Annotated in this window: 17 protein-coding genes; 8 read left to right on the forward strand and 9 right to left on the reverse strand. The window is 74.5% G+C overall.

What is annotated here, in order from left to right:
* Positions 1 to 62: 62 nt before the first annotated feature.
* The 5 genes from hpf to mtrA form a co-directional block, all read right to left on the reverse strand.
* A complete protein-coding gene (gene hpf, locus ACUY4T_RS10120; protein WP_446018805.1) occupies positions 63 to 770 on the reverse strand; it encodes a ribosome hibernation-promoting factor, HPF/YfiA family in 708 nt (235 codons plus the stop codon).
* Positions 706 to 1569 (reverse strand): ComF family protein, encoded by an 864-nt coding sequence (locus ACUY4T_RS10125; protein ID WP_446018806.1) that lies wholly within the window; start codon positions 1567 to 1569, stop codon positions 706 to 708. Before ACUY4T_RS10125 ends, hpf begins: the two co-directional genes overlap by 65 nt.
* A 96-nt stretch (positions 1570 to 1665) precedes the next feature.
* Positions 1666 to 3348: an LpqB family beta-propeller domain-containing protein gene (locus tag ACUY4T_RS10130; RefSeq protein ID WP_446018807.1), complete on the reverse strand. Its 1683-nt coding sequence runs from the start codon at positions 3346 to 3348 to the stop codon at positions 1666 to 1668.
* The gene (gene mtrB, locus ACUY4T_RS10135; protein WP_446018808.1) at positions 3341 to 5008 is read right to left on the reverse strand and encodes an MtrAB system histidine kinase MtrB; all 1668 of its coding nucleotides are present in this window, start codon (positions 5006 to 5008) and stop codon (positions 3341 to 3343) included. The genes ACUY4T_RS10130 and mtrB overlap by 8 nt, the downstream gene beginning before the upstream one ends.
* A 13-nt stretch (positions 5009 to 5021) precedes the next feature.
* Positions 5022 to 5702: an MtrAB system response regulator MtrA gene (gene mtrA, locus ACUY4T_RS10140; protein ID WP_446018809.1), complete on the reverse strand. Its 681-nt coding sequence runs from the start codon at positions 5700 to 5702 to the stop codon at positions 5022 to 5024.
* A gap of 138 nt (positions 5703 to 5840) precedes the next feature.
* Here mtrA and ACUY4T_RS10145 point away from each other — a divergent pair, with 138 nt between their 5' ends.
* The 6 genes from ACUY4T_RS10145 to ACUY4T_RS10170 all read left to right on the forward strand — a co-directional run bounded on the left by ACUY4T_RS10145 (position 5841) and on the right by ACUY4T_RS10170 (position 12235).
* Positions 5841 to 7082 carry a DUF7847 domain-containing protein gene (locus tag ACUY4T_RS10145; RefSeq protein ID WP_446018810.1) on the forward strand — a complete coding sequence of 414 codons (1242 nt, stop codon included), beginning with the start codon at positions 5841 to 5843 and terminating at the stop codon, positions 7080 to 7082.
* On the forward strand, positions 7073 to 7756 hold the full coding sequence (locus ACUY4T_RS10150) for a DUF4129 domain-containing protein (RefSeq protein ID WP_446018811.1): 684 nt from the start codon (positions 7073 to 7075) through the stop codon (positions 7754 to 7756). Before ACUY4T_RS10145 ends, ACUY4T_RS10150 begins: the two co-directional genes overlap by 10 nt.
* Positions 7753 to 8991, forward strand: a complete 1239-nt coding sequence (locus ACUY4T_RS10155) for a DUF4350 domain-containing protein (protein ID WP_446018812.1) — start codon at positions 7753 to 7755, stop codon at positions 8989 to 8991. The genes ACUY4T_RS10150 and ACUY4T_RS10155 overlap by 4 nt, the downstream gene beginning before the upstream one ends.
* A complete protein-coding gene (locus ACUY4T_RS10160; RefSeq protein WP_446018813.1) occupies positions 8988 to 9959 on the forward strand; it encodes an AAA family ATPase in 972 nt (323 codons plus the stop codon). The genes ACUY4T_RS10155 and ACUY4T_RS10160 overlap by 4 nt, the downstream gene beginning before the upstream one ends.
* A 2-nt stretch (positions 9960 to 9961) precedes the next feature.
* The gene (locus ACUY4T_RS10165) at positions 9962 to 11296 is read left to right on the forward strand and encodes a DUF58 domain-containing protein (RefSeq protein WP_446018814.1); all 1335 of its coding nucleotides are present in this window, start codon (positions 9962 to 9964) and stop codon (positions 11294 to 11296) included.
* A gap of 153 nt (positions 11297 to 11449) precedes the next feature.
* Positions 11450 to 12235: an aquaporin gene (locus tag ACUY4T_RS10170; RefSeq protein ID WP_446018815.1), complete on the forward strand. Its 786-nt coding sequence runs from the start codon at positions 11450 to 11452 to the stop codon at positions 12233 to 12235.
* A 66-nt stretch (positions 12236 to 12301) separates the two neighbouring features.
* Here the strand turns inward: ACUY4T_RS10170 and ACUY4T_RS10175 are convergent, their stop codons facing one another.
* On the reverse strand, positions 12302 to 13297 hold the full coding sequence (locus ACUY4T_RS10175; RefSeq protein WP_446018816.1) for a stage II sporulation protein M: 996 nt from the start codon (positions 13295 to 13297) through the stop codon (positions 12302 to 12304).
* Positions 13298 to 13314: 17 nt separating this feature from the next.
* On the opposite strand from ACUY4T_RS10175, the gene ACUY4T_RS10180 reads away from it, so the two are divergent.
* Positions 13315 to 14157: an RDD family protein gene (locus tag ACUY4T_RS10180; RefSeq protein WP_446018817.1), complete on the forward strand. Its 843-nt coding sequence runs from the start codon at positions 13315 to 13317 to the stop codon at positions 14155 to 14157.
* 22 nt (positions 14158 to 14179) lie between these two features.
* Here ACUY4T_RS10180 and ahcY read toward each other — a convergent pair whose 3' ends face one another.
* The 3 genes from ahcY to ACUY4T_RS10195 are packed head-to-tail and all read right to left on the reverse strand — an operon-like array spanning position 14180 to position 17374.
* Complete coding sequence (gene ahcY / locus ACUY4T_RS10185) at positions 14180 to 15667, reverse strand: adenosylhomocysteinase (RefSeq protein WP_446018818.1); 1488 nt, start codon at positions 15665 to 15667, stop codon at positions 14180 to 14182.
* Positions 15668 to 15719: 52 nt separating this feature from the next.
* Entirely contained in the window at positions 15720 to 17162 is a 1443-nt protein-coding gene (locus ACUY4T_RS10190) for a phosphomannomutase/phosphoglucomutase (protein WP_446018819.1), read from the reverse strand.
* Positions 17159 to 17374, reverse strand: coding sequence for a DUF3499 family protein (locus ACUY4T_RS10195; RefSeq protein ID WP_445965276.1), 216 nt, complete (start codon positions 17372 to 17374; stop codon positions 17159 to 17161). Before ACUY4T_RS10195 ends, ACUY4T_RS10190 begins: the two co-directional genes overlap by 4 nt.
* Positions 17375 to 17419: 45 nt before the next feature.
* On the opposite strand from ACUY4T_RS10195, the gene ACUY4T_RS10200 reads away from it, so the two are divergent.
* Positions 17420 to 17860 (forward strand): hypothetical protein, encoded by a 441-nt coding sequence (locus tag ACUY4T_RS10200; RefSeq protein ID WP_446018820.1) that lies wholly within the window; start codon positions 17420 to 17422, stop codon positions 17858 to 17860.
* Positions 17861 to 17863: the final 3 nt, after the last annotated feature.

A 17863-nucleotide genomic window follows, 5' to 3' on the forward strand; every position in this document is an offset into this window, starting at 1 on the left:
GGCGTCGGCCCGGTCCCCGCGCCGGTGCGCGGGTCCGGGCCGACGGGTGGACGGCGCGGCGCTCAGGCCCTCGCGCGGGCGAGGTCGGCCTCGCCCGACTCGGCCGAGGCGTCGGCCCGGCCGTGCTCGTCGAGGCCGATCACCCCGTAGTCCCAGCCCTTCCGGCGGTAGACGACGCTCGGACGGCGGGTCTCGGCGTCGATGAAGAGGTAGAAGTCGTGGCCGACGAGCTCCATGTGGTACAGCGCGTCGTCGACGGTCATGGGCGTGGCGTTGAACACCTTGCGGCGGATCACGACGGGCGAGTAGGGCGCCTCCTCGGCCGAGGCCCCGGCGTCGGGCACGATCGGGATCTCGCCCGTGCGCACCCGCTCGAGCACCTCGACGTCGGCGGCCTGGACGCCGACCTCGGCGAATCCGGCGTCGGTGGCCTCCCGCAGCGACGTGGGTCGCCGGTTGCCGCCCCGGTGGACCTTCCGGCGGTCCTTGGCCCGCCGGACGCGCTCGAGCAGTCGTCCGAGCGCGACGTCGAACGCCGCGTACTTGTCGGCCCCGTCGGCCTCGGCCCGGACCAGCGGGCCCTTCCCGACGAGGGTGAGTTCGACGCGGTCCAGCCCGGAGTTGCCGTTCTTCTCGTTGTGCCGGCTGACCTTGACGTCCAGCGAGATCGCACGGTCGGCCAGATGCGACACCTTCTCGGCCTTCTCAGCCGCGTAGGCGCGGAATCGATCGGTCACTTCCAGGTTGCGTCCGACGATGTTCAGTTCCATGACGACCTCCATCCACCGGCGTGTCACCCGGGTTGGAAGGGTGGTTCGACCACGCCTGTCCTGACACCGTAACCCCCGCGGTGCCGGATGTCACGAGCCGTTCACCAACTGGCAGGGAGGTCTCCGTGAGACGCCGCGGCGTGTGCGCGAGGACCGCCGCCGCGTGTACGCTGCCCCCCGCGCCGGCGATCGCCCGGACCGCCTCGGCGAGCGTCGCGCCCGTCGTGACGACGTCGTCGACGAGCACGAACGCACGCCCGTCGAGGCGCCCCGCCGGCCGCATGGACCACGCCGCGTTCGCCCGCCTCGCCTCGCGCCCGAGGCCCGCCTGGTCGAGCCGCCGATCGTCAGCGCGGAGCACCTCACCGGCGCGGAACCCGGCGCGGCGGAGCAGGAGGCGCACCGGCTCGTAGCCGCGCTCGCGGCGTGCGGCCGCGGTCGAAGGCACGACCGCGATCTCCAGGCGCGCGGCCGAGGGGCCCGCCGCGGCGCACGCCGCAGCGAGCGCGGCGCGGAGGGCCGGGGCCAGTGCGGGCGCGGCATCCGTTCGCTGGCCGTCCTTCATCGAGCGGATGACGCGCGCGGCGACCCCCGCGTACTCCAGCCCGGCGGCCACCGGCGGGCGGCCGGGCCCGCCGACCGCCGGTCGCGCGACGGCGAACGGCACCGGTGCGAGCGCGGCTCGGCACGCGTCGCAGACCGGACGGTCCGGCGCGCCGCACCCCGCGCAGTCGACGGGCAGGAGGAGGGCGAGCGCGTCGAGGATCGCGCTGCGGGCGTCGCGGGCTGCTCGGTGCACGCCGACGATCCTGCCGGGCGGGCGGTCCCGCCTCGGGCCGCATCGGCCCGCCCCGGGACCCGGGCGCCGCAGGGCTTCGGTGGAGGACGGGTGGCGTCAGCCCGTCTGCTGGGTCGCGAGGAAGCGCAGGTCGCGATCCTGCTCCTGCCAGCCCACGCCGGCACGGGTCGCGAGGTCGCCGTCGAGCGTGAGCACGCGCAGGTCGCGCGCGCTGTTGGCCCCGTCGATCTCGACCGAGCCCTCCGGCGCCTCGCCCGCGCTGTCCGGCGCGCCGACCTCTTGCAGTCCGAGGCGCGCACCGGTCGCGGACGCGCTCAGCACGCCCAGGGTGCCGGAGTCGAGCCACGCGAGGTCGAGGGGCTCGCCGTTCGTCCCGGCCAGGTCGAGGACGATCTCGCCGAGCTCGACCGGCACCCCGCGATCGTCCCGCTGCACCGACGTGACCACCACACGGGTGCGAGCCCCGTCGGCGAGCATCACGGCGATCCGCGTGCCGTCGCGGGACAGCTCGACGGCGCGGACGCGCTCCGCCGTCCACGGCACCGGGATCTGCGACGACGTGTCGCCGTCGGCCGCGAACCATGCCAGCGAATCGGGCTCGTCGGCGGGCACCGACCACACGATGCCGTCGACGTCGAGCGCGGGGACCACGAGTCCCTCGCGCGGATCGAGGAGGATCGGGTCCTCGTCGGAGCGCACCAGCCAGACCCCGTCGTCCGCGCGCACGGCCGCCGCGTCGCCGCCGGAGCCGAGCGCCGCTCCGCTCGGGTCGAGTGCCGCGACCCGTTCGGACAGCCCGTCGATGGGCACGATGTCGCCGTCGGTGCCCGAGACGAAGCCGAACGACTCGCCGTCGTACGCCGCCGGACGCGGGTCGACGCGCAACGTGCGCTGGGGCGGCGAGGCGAGATCGGGCACCTGCTGGATCGAGCCGTTCAGGGTGAGGTCCACCGTGCGCACGTTCCTGACGCCGGCCAGGCTCTGCTCGAGCTGGAACTGCATCCGCTGCACGGTGACGAGGTTGTCGAACGCGGCGCCGGCGAGCGAGACCTCCGCGACCCCGTCGTTGACGGGCACGGTCGCGGGGTCGAGGGCGACGTCGTCGGGGATCGCCGACACCACGCCCGGTGCGAGCCAGTCCGCGGGCCCCTCCAGCAGCGCGCGCACGATGCTCGTCTGCGCCGACTCGCGGCCGGCGAACCAGCGCACGTCCGGCACCACGAAGCGGTACTGCGGGTCGAAGAAGGCCAGGGTGTAGTCGCGGTAGACCAGCCGGAACGTGGTCTCGTCGATCAGGAGCCCCTCCGGCGCCCGGGAGATCCGCCACTCGCCGTCGACCTGCTCGAAGGCGTATTCCAGCTGCACCGGCGTCGTCGAGGCCGCCTCCAGGTACTGCCCGTTCGACGCGAGGCTGCCGGAGGGCACCACCTGCAGCCGGATGGCGTTCTCGCCGAGCTGGCTGAACGACCGGTCGGCCAGCACGTCGATGGTGGTCGCCGCATCCGAAGCCCACTCCCCGGAGAAGACGGGCGTCAGGTACTGGCGTGCGATCTCGTAGTTCCCCCGGGGGCTCGCGGCCGCCTCGAGGAACCCGTCGAGGACCTGCTGCTGGGTCTGGCCCGGCTGCGGCCCCCGGGGAAGGACCTCGAGGTCGACCGACTGCTCGGGCGGCCGTGGCACGCCCGCGTTCACCCCGCCGCTCGTGGGGATCGAGGCGCACCCCGCCAGCGCGACGACCATCGCGACCGCTGCGGCGAGGCGGTGGGCGGGGCTACGCATCGCGGACCTCCCGGATCGAGGCGGTGTCGGCCGCGTGCGCGGGCGCGGATCCGGGGCCGGTCGCCTCCGGGTCCTCCGGCTCGAGTGGAAGCGGCGGCACGACCGGCTCCGCTCCCCGTCGGCGGGGCAGCGTGAGACGGAACACGGTGCCCCTCCCCTGCCGAGACCACACGTCGATCGTCCCGCCGTGCGCCACCGCGTCCTCGAGCGAGATCGCCAGGCCGAGGCCGGTCCCGCCGAGGCTCCGCCGGCGGCTCGGATCGGCGCGCCAGAAGCGGTCGAACACCCGGGCCGAGTCCTCCTCGGTCATGCCCATGCCGTAGTCGCGCACCGCGAGCGAGATGGCGGTCTCGTTGCTGTCGACCGACACGACGATCGGGCGCCCCTCGCCGTGCTCGATCGCGTTGCCCAGCAGGTTGCGCACGATGCGGCGGATGCGGCGCGGGTCGACGTCGGCGTCGAGGTGCCCGCCGGGGGCGTCGAGCCGGAGCTCGCTGCCGTGCTCGAGCGCGAGCTGGTGCATCGACTCGATGGTCTCGCCGGCGAGGTGCACGAGGTTCGTCGGCTCGGTCGCGAGCTCGACCGACCCGGCGTCGTACCGGCTGATCTCGAGCAGGTCGGCCAGCAGGGTCTCGAATCGCTCGGTCTGCGTCCGCAGGAGCTCGACGGTCCGCGCCGTGGCCGGACGGAAGTCGTCCCGCTGCCCGTCGAGGACGTCGCCGGCGAGCCGGATGGTGGTCAGCGGCGTGCGCAGTTCGTGCGAGACGTCCGAGACGAAGCGCTGCTGCATGACCGAGAGCTCGGCGAGCTCCCGGATCCGCGACTGCAGCGTGTCGGCCATGCCGTTGAAGGATGCCGCGAGGGTGGCCAGCTCGTCCTCGCCGCGCACCGGCAGCCGGACGCCGAGGTCGCCCGCGGCGAGCCGGCGACTGGTCGCGGCGGCCGCGCGGATGGGTTCGATCACCCAGCGCACGACGAGGAGCGTGATCGCCGACAGGAGCGCGATCAGGGCCACGGCGCCGACGGCTCCCGTCGCCTGCATGAACGAGAGGGTCTGCGCGGCGTCGGCGAGCCCGTAGCCGATGTAGAGCTCGTAGAAGCCCGCGCCGGGGATCTCGATCTGCGAGCCGACGACGACCCCCGGGATCGGCTCGCCCTCGCCGTCGACGAGCTCGACCGACTGCCAGAACTGCGCCTCCGGGTTCGCCTGCACGCGTTCGCGGAGGTCCGCGGTGATCCGGCCCCCGAGGTCGCGGCTCAGGAAGTCCGGTGGCGCGATGGCGGCGGGCGCGGTGCCGGGGGCGCGGAACAGCGCGATGTCGCCGCTGCCGGAGACGCCGGCCGCGGTCTCGAGCGCGGAACTCGTCACCGCCTGCACCGACGCGCGGTCCGCGGCATCCGACGCCTCGAGGATGCGCTGGGCGGCGACCGTCGCCGTCGACGCCGACGCGAGCGCCCGGTCGACCTGGTCCTGGAAGAGGTTCGACGCGACCGTGAACGAGATCGTGAACCCGATCACGAGGATCGCGAGGCTCGACAGGCCGAGGGTGATGAGGACGGTGCGGAACTGCAGCGAGCGCCGCCAGAGCGTGCTGACGCGGCGGGTCTGCACCCGCGCCCAGCCGACGGCACGCGTCACCGGGTTCGCCGCCGCCGTCATCGCCGGATCCCGCTCAGGTGGTCGCGCCGGCGCGGTACCCGACGCCGCGCACGGTCATGACGATGCGCGGGTTGTCGGGGTCGTGCTCGACCTTCGCCCGCAGTCGCTGCACGTGGACGTTCACCAGGCGCGTGTCGGCCTTGTAGTGGTAGCCCCACACCTGCTCGAGCAGCATCTCGCGCGTGAACACCTGCTGCGGCTTCGACGCGAGCGTGAGCAGGAGGTCGAACTCCAGCGGCGTGAGGTTGATGCGCTGGTCGCCCCGGCGCACCTCGTGCCCTGCCGCGTCGATCACGAGGTCGCCGATCGAGATCGTCTCGACCACCGACTCCGGGGTGGGACGCAGCCGCGTCCGGATGCGCGCGACGAGCTCCTTCGGGTTGAACGGCTTGACCATGTAGTCGTCGGCGCCCGACTCGAGCCCCTTCACGACATCCGCGGTGTCGCTCTTGGCGGTGAGCATGATGATGGGGGTCCCCGACTCGGCGCGGATCCGACCGCACACCTCGATGCCGTCCATGCCGGGCAGCATCAGGTCGAGCAGCACGAGGTCCGGCCGGGTCTCGCGGAACGCGGCGAGCGCTCCCGCCCCGTCGGCGCAGAATGCGGGCTCGAACCCCTCGGTGCGCAGCACGATGCCGATCATCTCGGCGAGGGCCGTGTCGTCGTCGACGACGAGTACGCGTGGCGTCATCCTTGCTCTCCGTCGCTGCCGGCGTCGGGCCGGCGGGAAACCAGTGCGATCCAGCGTAGTCCCACACGGGACGCACCCGGCCGGGGCCGCCCGGCTGTGGCAGCATTGGGGCATCCCCGGAGAAGGAGCGCTGGAACCGTGCCCGACCACGACTGGAAGCCGCCCGCGGGCGGCGACGACGCCCAGGGCGGCCCGTACGGCCCCGGCTCGTCCTCGAGCCCTGCTCCGGTGCCCCCGCCGCTGCCTCCGGCGCCGCCGGCCGCGCACGGCGCCCCGCCGCCGTTCCCCGGTCACGTCGCGCAGCCCGGACCGGCCGCATGGACCCCGCCGCCGAAGCCCGGCCTGCTCCCCCTCCGCCCGATGGGCTTCGGCACCCTGCTGTGGGCGCCGTTCCGCACCCTCCGCCGCAACCCCGCCGCCGTGTTCGGCACGGGCCTGGTGGTGCAGCTGGTCTCGGCGCTGGCCTCCGTCGCCGTGTTCGCACCGCTCTTCGTGTGGATCGTCGGCCGCGTCGAGACGGCGAGCGCGGCCGACCTCGACGCGATCGTGTCCGGCGCGGTCGGCTGGGTGATCCTGCTCTCGCTCGTCCCGATCGCCGTGTCGGTCGTCGCGGCCGCCTTCCTCCAGGGCGTGATGGTGGTCGAGGTCGCGAGCGGGACGCTCGGCGAGCGGCTCTCCTTCGGAGGCCTCTGGCGCCGCGCGGCGCGGCGCATCGGACCGCTCATCGGCTGGACCCTGCTCGTCGGCGCCGCGGTCGTCCTGGCCTTCGGCGTGCTCGTCGGCGGCGTCGTCGCCGCCGCGTTCATCTCGCCCGAGGCCGCGCTGGCCGCCGGGCTGTTCGCGTTCGTCGCGACGCTCGGCCTGCTCGTGCTCGGCGCCTGGATCGGCACGAAGCTCGCCCTCGTCCCGAGCGTCATCGTGCTCGAGCAGGCCGGGATCGGTCGCGCCGTCCGGCGGTCGTGGAGGCTCACCGACGGGCACTTCTGGCGCACCTTCGGCCTCATCCTGCTCGTGGGCCTGATCCTGGGCTTCGCCTCGAACGTCGTGGTCCAGCCGGTCTCGCTGATCGGGACCGTCCTCGCGAGCATCCTCGACCCCGCATCCGGCGACACCTACCTCGCGATCACCGTCGGGACGTCCGTCGCCACGCTCGTGCTCTCGATCCTGATCGGCGCCATCACCTCGGTCGTGCAGGCTGCGCTCATCGCGGTCATCTACATCGACCTCCGCATGCGCACCGAGGGCCTCGACCTCGAGCTCGAGCGCCACGTCGAGGCCCGGGACGCCGGCGCACCGGTCTCCGACCCGTACGCCCCGGTGCCGGATGCGACGGTGCACCCGAGCCACGCGACGACGGGCGCCGCCCCGACGTGGTCCTGACCGGTCCCCTGCGGCTCGACCCGCCGCTCGACCCCGACGCTCCGGAAGCGCGCCGGTGGGTCCTCGACGAGCTCGCGAAACCCGAGTACCGCGCCGCGGAGCCGACCGCGTTCGACCTCTTCGCCCAGGCCGTACGCGACTGGTTCGCGAACCTCTTCGACGGCGCCGGCGGGCTCCCGCTGCCCGCGCTCTGGCTCATCGCCGCCCTCGCGGTGGCACTGCTCGTCGCGGTCGGAGTGCTCGTGTTCGGGCTGCCCCGCCTGCGACGCCGCGCCGCGGCGCCGACGCCGCTGTTCGACGACGGCGACGTCCGCGACGCCGACGCACTCCGGCGGGCCGCATCCGCCGCCGAAGCATCCGGCGACTGGACCCTCGCCGTCGAGGAGCGCTTCCGCGCCGTGGTGCGCTCACTGGTGGAGCGCGAACTCGTCCGAGTGCATCCCGGCACCACGGCGCACGGCATGGCCGCCGCGGCGGCGACCCCCTTCCCGGACCGCCGGGACCGGCTCGAAGCGGCCGCGGCCGACTTCGACGCGGTGCGCTACCTGGGACGGCCGGGGTCGGAGGAGCAGTACCGGCGCGTGGCCTCGCTCGACGACGACCTCGCGGCCTCGCGGCCCGCGCCCGGGTCGCCGGACGAGCTCGCCGCTCCGCTCGCCGGCGGCGGCGCATGAGCGCGCCGACGGCGCCCGACGTCGCCGCGCCCTCGCTCACCCCGGGCCTCGGCGCGTCGGTGCGCCGACGGCGCACCTGGATCGTCTTCGCCGTCGCGCTCGTGCTCGGCGCGCTCCTGTTGGCGTTCGTCCAGGGGCTCGCGCGGTCCGACGGCGCGCCGATGGGCAGCGACGATGCGAGCCCCGGCGGCTCGCGCGCGCTCGTCCAGGTGCTCGCCGCTCGGGGCGTGGAGGTCGTCGCGGTGCGCTCGCTCGCCGAGGCGGAGCGCGCCGCCCGCGGCGGGGCGACGGTGCTGCTGCACGACGACCCGGGCTTCCTCGATCGCGACGGGCTCGTCAGCCTGTCACGGGCCGCCGACCGGCTCGTGGTCGCCGCGCCCGACTTCGCCGCGCTCGAGGTCCTCGCACCGGGGGTGCGGCTGGCCGGGGTCGCCGACGGCGCGATCGACGACGTCGCCTGCGACGTGCCGGCCGCCGTGCGGGCCGGCGGCCTCTCCGACGGGCAGTCCCTGCTCACCGTCGACGACGACGCGGCGTCCTCGGGCTTCGCGGGCTGCTTCGCCGACGGCGACGCGTTCGCGGTCGTCGCCGGCGTCGCCCCCGACGGCGCCGAGGTCGTCCTCGTGGGCTCGACCGCCCCGTTCGTCAACGAGACGGTCGACGAGGCGGGCAACGCCGCCCTCGCGATCGGTCTGCTCGGCGCCGGCGACACGGTCGCGTGGTACCTGCCCGGACCGGCCGACTCGAGCGCCGAGACCGCCCCGACCATGCAGGAGCTCATGCCGGGCTGGGTGAGCCCGGTGCTCGTGCTCGCGCTCCTCGTCGTGGTCGCGGCCGGCATCCAGCACGGGCGCCGGTTCGGCCCGCTCGTCGTCGAGGACCTGCCCGTCGACGTCCCGGCCGGCGAGACCGGCGAGGGCCGGGCCCGGCTCTACGCGCGCTCGTCCGCCCGGCTGCGCGCACTCGACCAGCTCCGCATCGGCACGATCCGCCGCCTGCAGGACCTGCTGCGGCTGCCCCGCTCGGCGCACGTCGACGCCGTCGTCGCGGGCGTCGCCGACGCGGCCGGGCGCGACGCGGCATCCGTGCGCCGCACCCTCGTGGACGACGTGCCGGACGGCGACCGCAGGCTGGTCGAACTGGCCCGCGACCTCGCCGAGCTCGAGCAGCTCGTGCGCCGTTCGCTCCGCCCCGACTCCCCCGACGCATCCGCACCGACAGGAAGGCGACCATGACCGACCCGCAGCACGACGACGCGCACCTGCGCTCCGCCCTCGACCGAGTGCGGACCGAGGTCGGCAAGGCCGTCGTCGGACAGGACGGCGCCGTGACCGGACTGATCATCGCCCTCCTCGCCGACGGCCACGTCCTCCTGGAGGGCGTGCCGGGCGTGGCGAAGACCCTGCTCGTGCGCACGCTGAGCCGCACGCTCCGCCTCGAGACGCGTCGCGTGCAGTTCACGCCGGACCTCATGCCGGGCGACATCACCGGGTCGCTCGCGTACGACCCGCGCTCCGGGGAGTTCGCCTTCCGCGAGGGGCCGGTGTTCACCAACCTGCTGCTGGCCGACGAGATCAACCGCACGCCGCCGAAGACGCAGTCGGCGCTGCTCGAGGCGATGGAGGAGCGGCAGGTCTCCGCCGACGGCGTGACCCGGCCGCTGCCGTCGCCGTTCCTCGTCGCCGCCACGCAGAACCCGATCGAGTACGAGGGCACGTACGCGCTGCCCGAGGCGCAGCTCGACCGGTTCCTGATGAAGCTCGTCCTCGACGTGCCCGAGCGCGACGCCGAGGTGTCGGTGCTCCGCCGCCACGCCGACGGCTTCGACCCGCACGACCTCGCCGCCGCCGGAGTCGAACCCGTGCTCGGCGCGGCGGAGCTCGCCGCGGCCCGCGCGGCCGCCGGCCGGGTGGGCGTCGACGACGACGTGCTCGCCTACGTGGTCGACCTCGCCCGCTCGACGCGGCGCAGCCCCTCGATGCGGCTGGGCGTGAGCCCGCGTGCGGCGACCGGGCTGCTCGCCGCGGCGAAGGCGTGGGCGTGGCTGACCGGGTTCGAGAAGGTGACGCCGGACCACGTGCAGGCGATGCTGCTGCCGGTGTGGCGCCATCGCGTGCAGCTGCGGCCGGAGGCCGAGCTCGAAGGCGTCTCGGTTGACCAGGTCCTGCGCGGCATCGTGCAGCAGGTCCAGGTGCCGCTCTAGCCATGACCGTCACCGGCCGGTTCACCCTGCTCGTCGCCCTCGGCGCCGTGCCCGTCGTGCTGCTCGGCACCGACGCCGGTGCGGCGTGGGCGGCGCTCGCCGGATGGCTCGTGCTCGCCATCGGGCTCGGCGCGCTCGACCTCTCGCTCGCCGCGTCGCCGCGACGCGTCGCGCTCGCACGCGAGCTGCCGAACCGGCTCCGCCTCGGCGAGACGGCGGAGTCGTCGCTCGTCGTGCGCAACCTGGGCGAGCGGATGCTCCGGGCCACCGTGCGCGACGGCTGGGCGCCGTCCGCGGGCGTGGCCGGTCGCAACCGGGCCGTCGTCGCCGTTCCGCCGGGCGAGGGCCGGCGGACCGTGCAGCGCCTCACGCCCACGCGACGGGGCGACCGCCGGACCGAGGCGGTCACGATCCGGTCCTCCGGGCCCCTGCGGCTCTGGGCGAGGCAGGCGACCCTCGCGGCGCCCGGCCGGCTCCGCGTGCTGCCGCCCTTCCACTCGCGCGTGCACCTGCCCTCGCGGCTGACGCGGCTCCGCGAGCTCGACGGCCGCACGCCCCTGCTCATCCGCGGGCAGGGCACCGAGTTCGACTCGCTGCGCGAGTACGTCCGCGGCGACGACGTGCGCTCGATCGACTGGCGTGCGACCGCGCGGCGCTCCGATCCGGAGCAGCCCGGTTCCACGCGGCTCATGGTCCGCACGTGGCGCCCGGAACGGGACCGGCGCATCGTGATCGTCGCCGACACGTCGCGCACGGCGGCGGCGCGGATCGCCGACGAGCCGCGCCTCGACACGGCGTTCGAGGCGTCGCTCCTGCTCGCCGCGCTCGCGGGCCACGCCGGGGACCGCATCGACTTCCTCGCCTGGGACCGCCGCCTCCGCGGCCGCGTGCACGGCGCGAGCGGCCCCGAGCTGCTCGCGCGCATGGTCGACGCGATGGCCGGTATCGACGCCGAGCTCGTGGAGGCGGACTGGGCGGGGCTGCCCGCGCAGGTTCGCCGGGTCACCAGTCGGCGCGCCCTCGTGGTGCTGCTCACGGCGGCCGACTCCCCCGGCAGCGCCCGGGGGCTGCTGGCCGCGCTGCCGCAGCTGACCGCCCGGCACCGCGTCGTGGTCGCGTCGGTCACCGACCCGGCGCTCGACGGGGCGGCGGGCCGCCTCGGCGAACTCTCCGACGTCTATGCCGCCGCCGCGGCCGAACGCAGCCGCCTGGACGCCGAGCGCGTCGCCGCGGCGGTGTCGCGCCTCGGGGGCTCGACGGTCGCCGCGCCGCCCCACGAGCTGCCGTCCGCACTCGCCGACCACTACCTCGCGCTGAAGGCGGCCGGTCGGCTCTGATCCACGGCGATCCCCCTGACGTCGATGCCGCCCGCGCCGTCGTCCGCGACGGATCCTCAGCGAATCGGGAGTTGGCGTCGACCGCCGGTAGGGTTCGTTCGGCGCCTGCGGGGGGCGGGCGCCCGCCCCTCCCCCTCGTCGAAAGGAACCGCCATGTCCGACGCGTCCGCGTCCGCATCGCCCACCATCGTCCAGAAGCTCGCCGCCGAGGCGCTCGGCACCTTCATCCTCGTCTTCGGGCTCATCGGCACGGCCCTGTACAGCGCCGCCTTCGCCGGCGGCGAGGGCGGCATGAACGTCGGCCTCCTCGGCGTGGCGATCGCGCTCGGCATGTCGGTGATCGCCGCGGCCTTCACCTTCGGCCCGGTCTCGGGCGGCCACTTCAACCCGGCGGTGAGCGTCGGGCTCGCGGTCGCCGGCCGATTCGCGTGGAAGGACGTCGCGGGCTACGCGATCGCGCAGGGCGTCGGCGGCCTCCTCGCTGCCGGCGCGCTCGCCGCGATCCTCGCCAACGGCCCCACCGCAGACCTGGCGGCCGCCTTCCGGGGCGTCTCGACCGGCTTCGACGCCCTCTCCCCGGCCGGCTTCGGCCTCGGCGCGTTCCTCGTCGCCGAGGTCCTCGCGACCGCGGTGCTCGTCCTCGTCATCCTCGGCGCCACCTCCGCGCGCGCCGCGGCCGGGTTCGCCCCGGTGGCGATCGGGTTCACGCTGACGGCGCTCGCGCTGGCCTTCATCCCGGTCTCGAACGCCTCGTTCAACCCGGCGCGCTCGCTCGCGACCGCGGTCTTCGGCGGCGGCGACGCGATCACCCAGCTGTGGGCGTCGTTCGTCGCCCCGGTCGCGGGCGCCGCGCTCGCCGGCCTCGTGTTCCGCGTGCTCTTCGAGCGTCCGGTCCGGGTCGCCGGCGCCGCGAACCCCGAGGTCGCGGTCTCGGCCTGAGTCCGGTCGCCACGACGGCGGATGTCCCGGGAGGGGCATCCGCCGTCGTCGTCTCCGGAGCGGGACTCAGCCCGCGACCGCGCGCCGCGCCCCCGCGTCGAAGCGGGAGAGGTCGCCGGTCTCGCCGGCACGTGCCGCCCGGCGCCCCAGCACGAGCATCCAGGCGAGCAGCCAGGCGAGGGCGAGTGCGCCGATGCCGATCTTGACCGGCCACGGCCAGGGCGCCGGCGTCACGAAGCCCTCCACGATTCCGGCGACGAGCAGGAAGAACACCAGTCCGACGGCGATCGTGAACAGCGCCCGGGCGTCCTCCGCGAGCGCCTGACCGCGGGTGCGCGCGCCGGGCGCGACCCACGCCCAGAAGATCCGCAACCCGGCGGCGGCGGCGACGAACACGCAGGTCAGTTCGAGCAGGCCGTGCGGCGCGATGTAGAGGAAGAAGGTGTCGGCCTCGTCGTACGCGAACATCACCGCCGCGGTGATGCCCAGGTTCTGGGCGTTCTGGAGGATCACCCAGGGGACCCACACCCCCGTGATGCCGAATGCGACGCACTGCGCGGCGATCCACGCGTTGTTCGTCCACACCGCCCCCGCGAACGAGGCCGCCGGGTTCTCCGAGTAGTAGGCGACGAAGCCCTCCTCGGCGATCTGCCGCAGCTCCTCCTCGGTGCCGACGCCCGCGAGCACGCGCGGGTCCGAGAGGACCCAGGCCGCGTAGAGCCCCGCCACGACCAGGGTCGCGACGGCCACGCCGAGCGTGAGCCAACGCACCCGGTACAGGGCGGCCGGGAGGTGCACGAGCGCGAAGCGCGACAGAGATCGGAGCGGGTTCTCGGGGGCTCCGGTGAAGCGCAGCCGCGCCCTGGCCAGCGCGACGGAGAGCCGGTCGCCGAGTGCGCTCGACCCGGCCGTCGCCTGCACGAGCGACAGGTCCGATGCGGCCGCCTGGTAGCGCTCGATGAGCTCGTCGGCCTGGTCGCCGTCGAGCCGCGGCGAACGCGCGAGTGCATCGAGCCGCTGCCAGTCGTCGTGGCGGGATGAGGCGAGCGCGTCGAGGTCCATCTGCTTGAATACTAGCCATGCCCGAAGAGCACGTCCGCGCCCGGACGGAGGTGCGCCCCGACGACGAGTCGGTGCTCACGGGCGAGGCCGTCGCCCTCGACGTCAGGCCCGCGAGCGCGGTCATGCGCGCCGGCGGCGCCGCGATCGACGTGATCGTCACGGTGCTGCTCGGCGTCGCCGCGCTCCTGGCGCTCGCGGGGCTCGAACCCGACGAGGCGGCGGGACGCGCGATCGGCGTCGGCGTGATCGTGACGCTGCTCGTGGTGCTCCCGACCGCGGTCGAGACCGCCACCCGCGGGCGATCGCTCGGCAAGCTCGCCATGGGCATCCGCGTCGTCCGCGACGACGGCGGGGCGATCGGCTTCCGCCACGCCCTGATCCGGGCGCTCACGGGCGTGCTCGAGATCTGGCTCACGTTCGGCGGGCTCGCCGTGCTCGTCGGCTTCCTCAACCCCGACTCGAAGCGGCTCGGCGACATCCTGGCGGGCACGCACGGCCAGGTCGAGCGCGTCCCGCGCTACGAGCCGCTCGACTTCGGCGTCCCCGCGTCCCTCGTCGGCTGGGCGGCGACCGCCGACGTGGCCCGGCTCCCGGACCCCCTCGCCCGGCGGGTCTCCGCGTTCTTCCGGAACGCCGCGCACCTCGCCCCCGCGAGCCGTCGGCGGGTCGCGCAGTCGCTCGCCGCCGAGGTCGCGCCCCACGTCTGGCCGGTCCCGCAGGGCGACCCCGAGCTCTTCCTCGCCGGCGTGGCGGCGCTCCGCCGCGAGCGCGACCGGGCCGCGCTCGCCTTGGAGCAGCGGCGCATCGACGCGCTCGGCCCGGTGCTCGAGGCGCGCCCCGTGGGCTTCCCCGAACGCTGACCCGGTCGGCGCGGCGCGCGGGTCAGTACCGGTAGTGGTCGACCTTGTAGGGGCCCTCGACGGGAACGCCGATGTAGGCGGCCTGCTCGGGGGTGAGCACGGTCAGCTCGACGCCGAGCGCGTCGAGGTGCAGTCGCGCGACCTTCTCGTCGAGGTGCTTGGGCAGCACGTAGACGCCCACCGGGTAGGCCTCGCGTCGCGTCCACAGCTCGATCTGGGCGAGCACCTGGTTCGCGAAGGAGTTCGACATCACGAACGACGGGTGGCCGGTCGCGTTGCCGAGGTTCATCAGCCGGCCCTCGGAGAGCACGAGGATGCTGCGGCCGTTCGGGAGGCGCCACTCGTGCACCTGCGGCTTGATCTCGACCTTCTCGGCGCCCTCGAGCGATTCGAGCGCGGCCATGTCGATCTCGTTGTCGAAGTGGCCGACGTTCGCCACGACGGCGAGGTGCTTCAGCGCCAGCAGGTGCTCGAGGCGCACCACGTCCTTGTTGCCCGTCCCGGTGACGAGGAGGTCGACCTGGTCGGCGACGGACTCGAGGCGGGCCACCTGGTAGCCGTCCATGGCCGCCTGCAGCGCGTTGATCGGGTCGATCTCCGAGACGATCACCCGCGCGCCCTGGCCGCGCAGCGCCTCGGCCGCACCCTTCCCCACGTCGCCGTATCCCGCGACGAAGGCGACCTTGCCGCCGATGAGCACGTCGGTGGCGCGATTGAGGCCGTCGGGCAGCGAGTGGCGGATGCCGTACTTGTTGTCGAACTTCGACTTGGTCACCGAGTCGTTCACGTTGATCGCCGGGAACAGCAGGTCGCCCGCGGCGTGGAGCTCGTAGAGGCGGTGCACGCCGGTGGTGGTCTCCTCGGTGACCCCCTGCAGCTCCGACGCGATCCGCGTCCAGCGGTCGGACGAGAGCCCGAGCGAGCGGCGGAGCGTGTCGAGCACGACGCGGTACTCGGCGCTGGCGTCGTCGCCCGCTTCGGGCACCGATCCGGCCTGCTCGAACTCACGACCGCGGTGCACGAGGAGCGTGGCGTCGCCGCCGTCGTCGAGGATCAGGTTCGGGCCGATCCAGTCGGCCCCGGCGGCCTCGGCCTCGGCCGTCCAGTCGAAGATGCGGTCGGTGCACCACCAGTACTCCTCGAGCGTCTCGCCCTTCCACGCGAAGACCGGTACGCCGGACGGCTCGTCGACGGTTCCGTCGGGGCCGACGACGACCGCGGCCGCGGCCTCGTCCTGCGTGGAGAAGATGTTGCAGCTGGCCCAGCGCACCTGGGCGCCGAGGGCGGTGAGGGTCTCGATGAGCACGGCGGTCTGCACGGTCATGTGCAGGCTGCCGGCGATGCGGGCGCCCGCCAGCGGCTTCGCGTCGCCGAACTCCTCGCGCAGCGCCATCAGGCCCGGCATCTCGTTCTCGGCGAGGCGCAGCTGGTGGCGGCCGGACTCGGCGAGCGAGAGGTCGGCGACCTTGAAGGGCAGGGCGGATGTCGCGGTGGAGGTGGCGAGCGTCATGCCGTCCATTCTCGCAGCACGGCTCGCGGACCGCGCGCCGCCCGTGCCCGGCTCAGGCGCGGATCAGCGCGAGCACCTCGTCGCGGATCGCCGTCATGGTGGCGGCGTCCTCGCCCTCGACGTTCAGGCGGAGGAGGGGCTCGGTGTTCGACGGGCGCACGTTGAACCACCAGAAGGGCCGGTCCTCGGTCGTGATGCCGGTCGCCGTGAGCCCGTCGAGCTCGTCGAAGTCGGCTCGGCCGGTGAACCGCTCGACGATGCGCGCGTATGCCGCGGGCACGTCGTCGACCGTCGAGTTGACCTCGCCCGAGAGCGTGTACGGCGTGAAGCGGGCGGCGAGCGTCGACAGCGGCGTGCCCTCGGGCCGGGCGCCGAACTCGGCGAGCAGGTGCATGGCGGCGAGCATCCCGTTGTCGGCGCCCCAGAAGTCGCGGAAGTAGTAGTGCGCGGAGTGCTCGCCGCCGAACACCGCGCCCGTCTCCGCCATGCGGTCCTTGATGAGCGAGTGGCCCACGCGGGTGCGGACGGCGATGGCGCCGGCGGCCTCGATCGCCTCGGGCACGAACCGCGAGGTGATGAGGTTGTGGATGACAGTGGGCTCGTCCTCGCCGAGCGCCCGCACGCGGGCGATCTCGCGAAGTGCGACGATGGCGGCAACCGCCGACGGGTCGACCGCCTCGCCCCGCTCGTCGACGACGAAGCAGCGGTCGGCGTCGCCGTCGAAGGCGAGGCCGAGGTCGGCGCCGTGCTCGACCACCGCGCGCTGCAGGTCGACGAGGTTCGCCGGGTCGAGCGGGTTCGCCTCGTGGTTGGGGAACGTGCCGTCGAGCTCGAAGTACAGGGGCACGATCTCGAGCGGCAGCGCGGGCAGGCCGGCCGCCTCGCCGAGCACGGCCGGAACGGTGAGCCCGCCCATGCCGTTGCCCGCGTCGACGACGACCTTCAGCGGGCGGATGCCGCCGAGGTCGACGAGCGAACGGAGGTGCGAGGCGTAGTCCGCGAGGACGTCGGCCTCCCGCACGGTGCCGGGCGCGGGGACGGCTGCGACGCCGCCCGCGTCGAGGTAGTCGCCGGCGCGGTCCCGGATCGCGGCGAGCCCGGTGTCGAGGGAGATGCCCTGCGCGCCGGCGCGCGAGAACTTGATCCCGTTGTAGGCCGCGGGGTTGTGGCTGGCGGTGAACATCGCCGCGGGGGCGTCGAGCGAGCCCGACGCGAAGTAGGTCTGGTCCGTCGAGCAGAGGCCGATCGCCACCACGTCGGCACCGCGCGCGGTCGCGCCTCGCGCGAACGCGGCGGCGAACGCCGGCGACGAGTCGCGCATGTCGTGCCCCACGACCACCCGGCCGCCCGCCGCGCCGACTTCGTCGACGAACGCCGCGCCGAGCGCCTCGACCACGTCGTCGGTGAGCGACTCGCCCACGATGCCGCGGACGTCGTAGGCCTTCACGCTGGCGTCGAGGCGCGCTCGAGCGCCCGTCGAGAGGGGGGGATTCATGCGGTGAACCCTACCTCACCGAGGGTCACGTGCCGAATGATCTGCCACCCCCTGGGCGCGGACGTGCGCTCGGCGTGGCGCGCGCACAGGTCGTACGAATGCGGCTCGCGCGTGAGCGCCAGCGGCCCGAGCACCGCCATCGAATCGGCGTAGTCGTACGTCAGCGTCGCGACCGCCTCGGCGGCGCATGCGGTGCGCGAACAACGTCTCATGACCACCCCAGCGTAGCGACCGGGTGCGCCGGTACAGTGGATTCCATGCCCCGCTCCCGCCGTGTCGCGACCCCCGCCTCGGCGCGCCGCCTCGCGCGCGATCGGCACGGCCGCGGCATGCGCTCCGCGGTCACGGGGCCGCACCTCGAACCGCTGCGCACGCGCATCGAGGAGTTCGACGTCACGGTCGCCTCGACGGCCGCGTACCTCCGCGGCCTCTGGCCCGATCTCGAGGGCGTCTCGTTCCAGGTCGCCGACGCGCCCGCGGAGGCCATCCACGACGACCACGTCGACCGCTGGCGGGTCCATCAGGACGAGCGGCGCATCGTGTTCTTCCGGCTCCCGATCGTCCGGTTCCTCCGCACGCAGGAGGGCGAGGAGAAGGACGAGCGGCTCCTCGTCGAGAGCTGCGTCTTCCGCGCCGTCGCCGAGTACCTCGGTCGCGACCCGTGGGAGCTCTCGCCGGGCCGCTACCGGCACCTCTGAACC

It is taken from the genome of Agromyces arachidis, from assembly GCF_052805135.1.